This window comes from Xenorhabdus sp. NBAII XenSa04, from assembly GCF_963866145.1.
Lineage (GTDB): Bacteria > Pseudomonadota > Gammaproteobacteria > Enterobacterales > Enterobacteriaceae > Xenorhabdus > Xenorhabdus indica.
Genome location: NZ_CAWMEB010000235.1, coordinates 43,719 through 48,848, shown reverse-complemented (window position 1 = coordinate 48,848; position 5,130 = coordinate 43,719). Strand labels below are relative to the sequence as shown.

The window sequence follows — 5,130 nt, the reverse complement described above, 5'->3', positions numbered from 1 at the left end:
ATTATTGGGAGCATGACCCGAGGCCTGAAATAACTCCGCAGAAAGAAAGCCCCGATCAAACAACATCAGGGTATTTTCGGGGGCAGACCCCACTAATTGTTGGGCATAGCTAATCTCACTTTGGGTGATGGGGCCAAATGCCACATCAGATATCAAGTGTGTTCGGGCGGACATCAGGGTCACCACCAACACCGAGGGAAAGGTCGCTTTGCCGGAGGCATAACCCAGCTGTTGGTTATCGCCTGTGTCAGGCACTTTAAACTGAGTGCCATCCACGCATAAGATTTTCAGGCCACACGTAGCATCATTTGTCTCTTCTTTTTCCCATTCGGTGGCGGTGGTATGAAAAAGGTGTCGTAAGGGCTCAACCCCAATGCGATATCGGGCTTTTGAGATACTGCTTGATGCTAATAACGGCAGTTCCCCTTTTGCATCAGGAAACGCCAAATCTAATTTGTCGCAAACCTCATTGATAGAACGATTTCTCATGAGACCGATGCCCAGCACTAACCAGACGGCTTGTTCAGCGGGGAATCGACGTTTTCGCACGGTGGCTCGCCCTGTTTCTTTAACGGCTTCAGTCACCCATTCCATTGGAATGTTTTGACTAAACGCATCCATGGAGACCGGGTAATTCAATGCCGCAGTGGCCTGGAGTTCACGGGAAAATTCAGACATAAAAAATCGGCCTTAGACAATCATCGAAGGCCGATTATGCTTATCTTAATTTACTTAAGCGAGCGGTATTAGGCCTAGCAGGTTCCTTTTTTAATGGGGATTATGTTACGTTCGTGGACGTTGTTTCCACTCGGGATATGCAGCTTTGAAAACGGCGTCCCGACTAAGGAGTGATCACATAGCTCGCCATAATAAATTAGCGACATAACCTCTTGCTTATTAATTTTGCCCACCTTGAAAAGGTAATTGATTATTGCTGTGTCCAGCAGGTCGTGACATCCGTTAAGAAGATCAACGATACTGGCCGCTGCCTCATTTTCCTCACCGTTATCCCGACCGACTAATACTGATTCGACCCAAGCCTCAAGGCTTACATGTTCCTCAGCAAGCTGTATTTGACGGCATTCATGCTCGATCAGGGCAGTGATTGCTTCGTTCAGCATTCCACCATACGTCGGCATGTTGAGAACGACGCCGAATCTGGGAATTTCTCTTTGGATTGGCTTCGCATTCTTAGGGGCCGATTTCAACCACAGGAAAAACCAGATCCCGGAACGTATTTCTTCCGGCTCAACCTGATTGGCCGCAAGGAACTTGGAAACCTCGTTACAGATGATGCCATCTGGCGCGGCCATCTTGTAAATACCCGCCATCAGATCTTCAAGGCTCTTATACATATTATTTCTCGCACCTGCACATTATGTATCCACTATCGCTGTTATGCCGATCCCTAGCAAGTATGTTCCAGTGCGACATTATACCGATTCATCTTAACCTGTAAAATTATCGCATTACCGTAATTATGATAATTATGGTAATAATCGTAAAATCTGCGCGATGTGTTCTACTTATTAAAAGCTATCTTTGAAAAAGTAGAATTTTTGAAATAGGATAAGGTGGTGGGTGATACCCACTTTTTACGAGGAGCGCGATCAGTGATTTTTGACGTAAGAGCGATCTTCGAGGTAGCGCTCCAAACCGACACCCATCTTGTTCTTGTCGGTTTGGACTAGGGGGCATCAGTTACGAACGATGCTGATGTGGTGATCACCTGGTTGGCCGCAAACCTCGAAGGTGGAATTGGAAAACGGAAGGTGTACTACCTGGACACCTATGGACGCTTTTATGAATTCAAGGTTAATGCCGGTGCTTTTTGCCGGTTTGCACCTTGTAGCGAAGGCCAGCAGACCACCTTGGCGAAGATGCTGGGCCAGTAACCCTGTGCTGAGAACGCAATATTAAATAAGAACAAATTTGAAAAGGTGTTGGCGCGAGTCATCAACAAGGGGTAGTGACCGGGTAGCCCGGAGGAACCTCCCCTCCACGCTCTCACAGAACCGCACGTGAACCTCTCGATTCATACGGCTCTTATTGTTCAGCCCTGAGCCAGAATATACCAGTGTGCGAAAAGTCTCTGGTTTTGCAGTTGCAATCTCTTTAGAAACTTTGTGCTTTTCCGGTAACTCTTGCCTAGTTTCTTGTATTTCTTTCGTGCCCAGCGCACAAGCGCAAAGTCAAGTTTCCGTATCAGTTGGTATAGTAACAACAAATACTGTATTTATTATTGCTTTTTTGTACCTTTTTTATTTGTAAAATTTTTTAATAAAAAAACCGTGCAGAACGGGCTGAAAAGGAAAGTCTAATAAAAACTATCGTTTTCTACGGTAGATTCGATGCTCAACCATTGTCCCTATAATGGTTATTTCTATTCGTTGACTATCCAAAATAGGATAATCATTATTTAATGGGATGAGTTCAAAATGCTGTGTCCCATCAATATTTATAGTTATTGGTCTGTATTTTTTAAATGTTGCCTCCCGTTCATAGGTTACGGCTACCACGAATTCACCGGGATTGGGGGTAACTTCTGGTTCGATAACAACAATATCACCCGCCTTAAAATCGGGCTTCATAGAATCCCCGTCTATACGCAATGCAAATGCACGTTCTGACCAATTCAGATCGGTTATAATGTGTTCTAAGTTATCGTCGCCGCATATAGGAAAGCCTTTCGCTAATATCTCTACCTGTAGGCAGTTTATTAACGGCATCTTTCGGATAGTTACATCACAAATAGGCTGGAAATCGACACCAGTCATTAGCCATTCAGCATCGCATTTCAGGGCTTTGGCTATGCCTATTATATTCCGTGGTTTCAGCGTTTTCCCATCTTCAATGACAGCCCAAGATTGTTGGCTTATGCCAACAATCTTCGCGGCCTCCGCCTGAGTTAATCTTAACTCAAGCCTTCTGTTCTTGACTCTATCCGCAAGACTCATGATTGTCCCTCTTTAATTAAAGTAGGATTTTAACAATATAAACTGTATTTTACAAACCGTAAATGTATCACAAAATACAATTAAATTTGTATAAAAGAGATTTGCAAGAGTGGAAATCATATCTAATAGATTAAAAAACAGGCGATATGAGCTGAATATGACTCAGGCTCAATTAGCTGAACGATCTGGAACAAGAAAACAATAAATTCAAATAATTGAAGTTGGAATCACTAAACGTTCTAGATTTATTTTAGAAATTTCTAAGGTATTGGATTGCAATAGGGAAGCATCTTTGTTTGCAGATATCAAGATACCGTTTTACGGTGGTATATGAGCCTCCGCTTACCCGTTCTTGTACAGTGATAAATGAAATGCGAACAGCTACATATAGCTGTTCGTTTATTGAGTTATTATAACTGGCAATTACACTAAATTTTATCTAAAATAGACATTCAAGCCATTTTAGATAAAAGGTGATTTATGGAAGTTATTCCCGCACAGTTAGCTAAGAACCAGTTTGGTGACCTACTCATGAAAGTTCAACGTGCGCCAGTAGAGATTAGTAAACATGGTAAGCGTGTTGCCGTGGTTATCTCTCCTGAAGAGTATGAACAATTCGAACAACTCAAACTACAGAGTTTGAAAGCAATTTTGGCTGAATCTATTGCACAGGCAGAACGTGGTGAATTACATCATGTTGATGATGTGTTTGCACCGCTGACGGTTGATGAACTTGAAGGTAACAATTAAGGATGAGCGTTCTATTTACGCCAAAGGCTAAAGAGCATATTCGCGCAATAAAACGCTATTCTTTACGCCGATGGGGGGCTAGCATCGCAGAAACTTACATCTATTCGTTGCGTGTGACCATGACAGAGATTATTGCTCGTCAACCCTCCCTCGGTCGTGATCGTAGTGAAGACCTTTTTACTGGTGTCCGTAGTTTCCCTATTGAGCGTCATATTATCTATTATCGAGAAGTTCCTGCGGGTATTGAAGTGTTAGCTGTGTTACTCCAGACGCAAGATCCACATAATCATTTGTAATAAAGCGTTTTAGGCGAACAGGAAACGAAACAAATAAAGGAATTAAACTAAATGAAAACAAACATATTCAATCCAGTCTCAGAATGTAAGGAATCTGCCAGTATTGATCGGTTCGTAGACCTTTTGTTACAGGCAATCGATAGCCCTATGGACAACGACAAAAAAGTTGCAATAAAAAAAGTAATTGCCGAACTACCGACGGATGCAACGATGACAACGCTTATTGATGCAATAAAGACTCACGAAGCTGAACAGTTGGGATTAAGCCCGTCTATGTACGCTGCAATAGCACCTGCTATAAAGGCTTTGACTGGTTTATCTCAAAGTGGCGAGTACGGTAAGTATTTTAAATAAAATTTACTATACCCATCGTAATTGAAGATGCTTGATTTTTTACTCACATTAGCTCATGTTATCGATCATGAAAATTCATCTGACAGAAGATCAAAAGAAAGCTCTCGAATTGATGCATGATACCACTCGTGATGGGCGAGTACGTGACCGTATCAAGGCCGTGCTTTTGGGTCATGTATTGAATGGTTAGATCATTCATTAAACGTAGTTTTCACGCTCGATGAACGTCCCTATCACCTTGTCATGCATCTCTTCGGATTTGGAATAGCCAATCGTCTTTCGATTCAGCCTTTTTAGGCGAATACGAGGGGTGAGATTGGTTCTTTCTATTCGTTGGGTAAACATTTTTCCTGTTAAGTACTCTTCTTCTGAAAGACAATCATAAACCACATAATCATCCGTACAATAAAATAGAACTTTAAAAGGAGACAGTAATGCCAGCAGTTTATCCAGTGTCTTCCTGCTGCGATCACCAAAAACATACGCGACTATTCGTTTCATTCGAGGTTCCCAGGCATACCAAAGCCAGCGCTGGTTCTTCTTGCTGCCTACAAACGACCATTGTTGGTGAGTAGACCTACCCAGTCACCCGGGCAGATCCCTCCTCAGAACCGGACATGCAGAACTACCGCATCCGGCTCCCGACAGACCCCAGTCGTCACACCTATTCAGCAAGAATTGAACATTGAATGGACTTGCCAGCTTGAAGGATAACCCAGCACTTTCAGGATCAGAGTCAGCTTTTCCCACGTTAACCCTCGTCGTCCTCCCTT

The 5,130-nt window shown here is 42.9% G+C and carries 8 protein-coding genes and 1 pseudogene; 5 read left to right on the top strand and 4 right to left on the bottom strand.

Going from position 1 to position 5,130, the window contains the following annotated elements; genetic code table 11:
- A partial coding sequence (locus AAC147_RS09375; protein WP_047680397.1) for an IS4 family transposase occupies nucleotides 1-678 on the bottom strand: 678 nt, incomplete at its 3' end.
- A 74-nt stretch (nucleotides 679-752) separates the two neighbouring features.
- Nucleotides 753-1,355, bottom strand: a complete 603-nt coding sequence (locus tag AAC147_RS09370; protein ID WP_047680394.1) for a hypothetical protein — start codon at nucleotides 1,353-1,355, stop codon at nucleotides 753-755.
- A gap of 363 nt (nucleotides 1,356-1,718) precedes the next feature.
- Here AAC147_RS09370 and AAC147_RS20100 point away from each other — a divergent pair, with 363 nt between their 5' ends.
- Entirely contained in the window at nucleotides 1,719-1,895 is a 177-nt protein-coding gene (locus AAC147_RS20100; RefSeq protein ID WP_369793140.1) for a hypothetical protein, read from the top strand.
- 432 nt (nucleotides 1,896-2,327) lie between these two features.
- On the opposite strand, the gene AAC147_RS09360 is transcribed toward AAC147_RS20100, so the two are convergent.
- Complete coding sequence (locus AAC147_RS09360; RefSeq protein WP_047680392.1) at nucleotides 2,328-2,957, bottom strand: LexA family protein; 630 nt, start codon at nucleotides 2,955-2,957, stop codon at nucleotides 2,328-2,330.
- Between the two features lie 480 nt (nucleotides 2,958-3,437).
- Between AAC147_RS09360 and AAC147_RS09355 the strand changes: the two genes are divergently transcribed.
- From AAC147_RS09355 to AAC147_RS09340, 4 genes are all read left to right on the top strand, one after another.
- Nucleotides 3,438-3,707, top strand: coding sequence for a type II toxin-antitoxin system Phd/YefM family antitoxin (locus AAC147_RS09355; RefSeq protein ID WP_047680390.1), 270 nt, complete (start codon nucleotides 3,438-3,440; stop codon nucleotides 3,705-3,707).
- A 2-nt stretch (nucleotides 3,708-3,709) separates the two neighbouring features.
- Entirely contained in the window at nucleotides 3,710-4,003 is a 294-nt protein-coding gene (locus AAC147_RS09350; protein ID WP_047680388.1) for a type II toxin-antitoxin system RelE/ParE family toxin, read from the top strand.
- Nucleotides 4,004-4,054: 51 nt separating this feature from the next.
- Nucleotides 4,055-4,357 (top strand): hypothetical protein, encoded by a 303-nt coding sequence (locus AAC147_RS09345; protein WP_047680386.1) that lies wholly within the window; start codon nucleotides 4,055-4,057, stop codon nucleotides 4,355-4,357.
- A 67-nt stretch (nucleotides 4,358-4,424) separates the two neighbouring features.
- Nucleotides 4,425-4,547, top strand: coding sequence for a hypothetical protein (locus AAC147_RS09340; RefSeq protein ID WP_255347635.1), 123 nt, complete (start codon nucleotides 4,425-4,427; stop codon nucleotides 4,545-4,547).
- 8 nt (nucleotides 4,548-4,555) lie between these two features.
- Here the strand turns inward: AAC147_RS09340 and AAC147_RS09335 are convergent.
- Nucleotides 4,556-4,924: pseudogene (locus AAC147_RS09335) on the bottom strand (IS1 family transposase); the annotation flags it as partial.
- Between the last annotated feature and the right edge of the window lie 206 nt (nucleotides 4,925-5,130).

What these genes read in the sequence shown, in the direction of transcription:
- AAC147_RS09370 (WP_047680394.1), bottom strand. Translation starts at nt 1,355, where the DNA reads ATGTATAAGAGCCTTGAAGATCTGATGGCGGGTATTTACAAGATGGCC.
- AAC147_RS09360 (WP_047680392.1), bottom strand. Translation starts at nt 2,957, where the DNA reads ATGAGTCTTGCGGATAGAGTCAAGAACAGAAGGCTTGAGTTAAGATTA.
- AAC147_RS09355 (WP_047680390.1), top strand. Translation starts at nt 3,438, where the DNA reads ATGGAAGTTATTCCCGCACAGTTAGCTAAGAACCAGTTTGGTGACCTA.
- AAC147_RS09350 (WP_047680388.1), top strand. Translation starts at nt 3,710, where the DNA reads ATGAGCGTTCTATTTACGCCAAAGGCTAAAGAGCATATTCGCGCAATA.
- AAC147_RS09345 (WP_047680386.1), top strand. Translation starts at nt 4,055, where the DNA reads ATGAAAACAAACATATTCAATCCAGTCTCAGAATGTAAGGAATCTGCC.
- AAC147_RS09340 (WP_255347635.1), top strand. Translation starts at nt 4,425, where the DNA reads ATGAAAATTCATCTGACAGAAGATCAAAAGAAAGCTCTCGAATTGATG.